The sequence below is a fragment of the Deltaproteobacteria bacterium genome (assembly GCA_016931625.1).
Taxonomy (GTDB): Bacteria; Myxococcota; XYA12-FULL-58-9; order XYA12-FULL-58-9; family JAFGEK01; genus JAFGEK01.
On record JAFGEK010000125.1, the window covers coordinates 1 to 4,586 of the forward strand.

At 39.1% G+C, this 4,586-nt stretch carries 5 protein-coding genes; 3 read left to right on the top strand and 2 right to left on the bottom strand.

The window, feature by feature from the left end; all coding sequences use genetic code 11:
• On the top strand, positions 1-616 hold a 616-nt coding region (locus tag JW841_10825; GenBank protein MBN1961430.1), incomplete at its 5' end, for a hypothetical protein.
• 443 nt (positions 617-1,059) lie between these two features.
• Positions 1,060-1,791 carry a hypothetical protein gene (locus JW841_10830; protein MBN1961431.1) on the top strand — a complete coding sequence of 244 codons (732 nt, stop codon included), beginning with the start codon at positions 1,060-1,062 and terminating at the stop codon, positions 1,789-1,791.
• A 338-nt stretch (positions 1,792-2,129) separates the two neighbouring features.
• On the opposite strand, the gene JW841_10835 is transcribed toward JW841_10830, so the two are convergent.
• Both JW841_10835 and JW841_10840 read right to left on the bottom strand, forming a co-directional pair.
• Entirely contained in the window at positions 2,130-2,624 is a 495-nt protein-coding gene (locus tag JW841_10835; GenBank protein MBN1961432.1) for an IS110 family transposase, read from the bottom strand.
• On the bottom strand, positions 2,596-3,204 hold the full coding sequence (locus JW841_10840; protein MBN1961433.1) for a transposase: 609 nt from the start codon (positions 3,202-3,204) through the stop codon (positions 2,596-2,598). The genes JW841_10835 and JW841_10840 overlap by 29 nt, the downstream gene beginning before the upstream one ends.
• 294 nt (positions 3,205-3,498) lie before the next feature.
• Between JW841_10840 and JW841_10845 the strand changes: the two genes are divergently transcribed.
• A partial coding sequence (locus tag JW841_10845) for a Fic family protein (protein MBN1961434.1) occupies positions 3,499-4,586 on the top strand: 1,088 nt, incomplete at its 3' end.

Consider the following 4,586-nt stretch of genomic DNA (forward strand, 5'->3'; position numbering starts at 1 on the left):
AATGCGCTATATTCTTGCCCACGGCGTAAAAGAAGGATTAGTTGCAAAATGTAAACAATGGCCGGGGTTAAGTAGTTTGCCTGAGTTAACTGATGGTATAAAACGAAGTTTTATTTGGCCAAAAGCATTAAGCACCACGGCAAATAGCAGTATTGAGCGGCATAAAGAGAGCAACAATAAAAAAGAGCAAGAGAATTCGTATGCTTTGCATATTACCCAATTACCATGTTTTAAGGGCTACCATAAGACACAAGTTAAGGTGATGAAGCAACAGGTTGTCGAGATAGAAGCAGAATATTTAATGCAGCGTAGGGGCAAAGCAATATTAGGCAGAGAAAAAATATTAGCGCAACATCCACATGATAAGACAATGAATATAAAACGGAGTCCTCGTCCTTTATGTCATGCAACGGCCAAAGACGATATTGCGAAGTATAAGGATGAGTACAAGGAATTTGCCACTAAATATGCCGAGGCATCAGAGCAGTATCGCAAGGCTATACAAAATCAAGAGACAGAAGTTGTGGCAAAGTTCCCGGATTATTCTTTTCCCCCGCCAATAATTGGACTTATGGTATTGGTGAAGCATGCAGTTATGTGGCGCAATACGGTATAGGTTGATTCGGTTCAGGTAGCTCTAGTTCAAAACGAAATAATATTTTGTTGATTTGCCTTAAAAGGGTATTGATGACTTAGAGAACATCTATGAATAAGTATATTTATATTAGCAATATTATAAAATCTACAGACATAAATTTATATTAATACATAACAACAGAAGCAATATTCAGCATAATTATGGCCAAATCGCAGTTTAATTTGTCTTTAATGAAAATAATGATGACATTATTTAGCACAGAAGCTAACTTTCATGCCATTTAGTGATCAATATATCGTTTGACACTTATGATTGAGACACTTATGATTGAGACACTTATGATCGGACAGCTTCATGCAATTACGATCTTTTTCGATTACCGTGATACTAGCTTATTGACAAATCTGTTCTATAAAGTGCAAAAAATAGAATAAGTAGATATACTGGTTTAAGGAGATGATATGTCTGCGGGAATAAGTAATACTAATGGCAATACTTTTTTCAGCAGCTTTTGGCACAAAGCTAGCCGGTTCATGTTCACTGGCATTTCCAAGCCGACTTCGACCAGCGTGCCGCTGCCTGAAAAACAAAGCTATCACGCTGAAGGCTTGATTAAAGATGATGCACAATTAAGGCTGCATAAACTTACTCACGATAAAAATCCTTTTTCACCACAAGATAGTCTTACCCCACCAGATTCCGCGAATGCGGCGACCGTGAAAACCGCACCGATGGCTACCTGCGGCTCTACCGTTTCTGAATGGTTGACGTCTACGCCCGAGATATTTATGGTTACGGATCATATTGCTACCAATAGAAATAAGATGGAGGTAGAAATCTCGCTCGGCGGTCGTAAGCCGAATTGGTTTATTCAAATCAAAATAGTTAATTTCAAAAAGATCAAGCTACTCAAGCTACCCATACTATCGTCATCCTGGAAAAGAGAAATCGCACAAGTAGCCATACCTGACAATGTGTGTTTAAAGCTGAAAACCAACCAACCCGGTAAGCAAATAAACGTTGAGTATCATCTAAGCAATTTTTGCGAACCAAGCCATACCTGGAAACTAGCTATCGATTCTCTGTCGGATGATCTCAGGCCCATCGGCATCAATGCTATATATTTTAAGTGTTACAACAATAACGTCGGCATGGATAAGCCACTGATAATCGATTATCAGCACCGTAACTAAAAGTAACACTACGGTCAGCATCCTGCTAAACCACGGTGCCTCTATGATCAGGGCGGTCAAGTAAAAAGTATTTTGTAGTTGCATTTGATTTTTAGGCGGAGCCCTGGAGTTTTGAGTTTTTTCACCAAAGTATCGAAGCCATGAAAAAATATCACAAACACGAATCATGCCTCTATTCGGGCTCAACTGCCCCATTTTATGATTTGCAACAATGGCCCCAAACCAGACGACGACCTTTAAGGTCAGGCACCAAACTTAGGTCCAAAGTTTTTTTCGTGTTAGTAAAACTTTTCATGACGATTCGTTACTTCTCCACAAAACTTACTTTTTCGCTTTATTTAAGCCAAATTTTCCAAACGAGCCTTATTTGTTAATATATTTTTTGATTTTAATAAAAGCTTAGTTCCACGAACAATAAGTCGAGCATCAAATGGCTTTTGATCACGCAACAAAGCCCAACATATTCTCGCTAATCTATGCGCCATTGCCACAATGGCAATATTGTGTCCTTTACGCATAGCTAAACGAATATATTGTTTATGCAATGGATGGTTTTTACGTCGGGAATGTTGAGCTGCCTCTACCAACATTGTACGTAGAGGCCGTGGCCCTTCTTTGGTGATGTGACCAAATCGTTCACGCTCTGCCGAATGATAGGTTGTAGGCACTAAACCAGCGTAGCTCGCTGCATGTTTGGCGTTTTTAAAACGAGTCGGGTTGTTGTAATAGGCAAGACAAGTTAACGAAACCAGTGGTCCAACACCTGGCACAGTTTTTAAGCACTCAATCTGTTCTGCAAATTTTTTACGATAATTCTCTAAGCTGCTTATCAAGCAAAACCACTTCGTTATTGGCTGCAATAAACATTCGTTGATGAGATTGTATTCTGTCTCTGAGTTCAGAGCTTAGCTCAGGTATTTTTGATAAAGTCTCAAATGCTTTTTCGTTACGTAATTTTATAGTTAATCGACCGAAGCCTTGTTTTCGCAGTGCGCTTTTAAGGCTGAGTACTTCAGCACTACGCAAACGGACGAAATGAGAGCGTAGTGTCAGTAAATCACGGATGCGTTGAATATCACCTTCAGGCATAATCACTGTGCTAACGTAGACATCACGACGTAGGCCATCACAAATCTCAAAAGCATCTCGTGCATCATCTTTTTGCCTCATGCGTCGAGCTTTGCGACGTACTTCGCGAGCGTCAATAACAACAGGAACCAAACCGGCTTTAGCTAATTCACGTGCTACAAATATTGTTGTTGTTCCGGTTTCTAAACCAACACGAGTACCAGCAGACAATTTGTGTTTACGAGCAAAAGCTTTAATTGCTTCACCTGAAGTTTCAAATTCACCACTGGCAATTACTTTTTCGCTGTTGTGTTTTTGAATACAAAATGTACAACACTTGCTCAAGAACATCGATTCCGGCGATAAATGTCATGGCTGTTCCCTCGAATTTTTGGGGCACTAAACCCTCGTTTGGTTGACCCCGTTGGTTTTACACCTAACACGAGAAGAGTATAACTCGACTCGCGAGGGGGCAGCCCTGATCATATTAACCAGACGATATAAATATTATATATTATAGGTAGTTAAGCTTATCTGGTGCTGTTTTAATTAGGGCAAAATAAACTTGACTAATCGACGCTGTAGTCAAGTTTACATCATAAACTTGACTAATGATGAATATTAATCAACTATATTATTATGCCAAGGCTTGTAATAAAATCGTGGCCGGCTAATCCTTATGCACTAGGTGGCAAGTCTGAACGGCGCGCTATTCGCTATCGTGCATTCATTCCAGATTTAATTGCAGATAAGCAATTTAATCTACCATCTAATATTGTTACAGATGTATCGAATGCTGAGAGGTCTATTGCGGCCTTAAATCTGAATCCACCCAATATAACTAATCTTGAAGTATTGGCCAGGCGTTTATTAAGAGCAGAATCTTTAGCTTCATCACGTATTGAAGGACTTGTGCTTTCGCAAAGAAGACTTGCTAAAGCTGAAGCTAATGAATCTAGCAACAGAGATGAAACAGCAAAATCGGTTTTAAATAATGTTTGTGCGATGGAGAAAGCTATCGAGTTAGGGTGTGAGTCTCATACAATTTTATTAAACGATATTTTATTATTGCATAAGATACTTATGCTTGAGACCACTACACCTGACATAGCTGGTAAATTGCGTGATAAACAAAATTGGATAGGAGGTAATTTTTATAATCCGGGCAGGGCTGATTATGTCCCACCTCCACCAGAAGTTGTTAATGAGCTTCTTTATGATCTAGTTATTTTTATTAATCGTACAGACCTTTCGCCAGTTGTTCATACGGCATTAATACATGCCCAATTTGAAACGATTCATCCATTTGCTGATGGCAATGGCCGAGTTGGTAGAGCATTAATACACGTAGCACTCAGACGTCATGGTATAACGAATAGATATGTGCCTCCGGTAAGTTTAGTTTTGGCTTCTGATATAAAAAATTACGTTATAGGGCTTACTGCGTTTCGCGAAGGAAGTTTTGTTAATTGGATACAAATTTTTGCAAAGGCATTGCATAAGGCTGCAATAAAAGCTTCTGAGCTATCAGTAAAATTAGCACAGCTACAAGAATTATGGCGCAGACGAGCGAGCTATCCTCGCAACAAATCTAGCACCGATTCACTTATTGAAGAATTGCCTGCATATCCAATTATTACTTTAGCAACGGCGCAAAAAATATTAAATAGATCAAAACAAGCCGTTAACGAAGCTATAACAAATTTAGCCAATTGTGGTGTTATTAA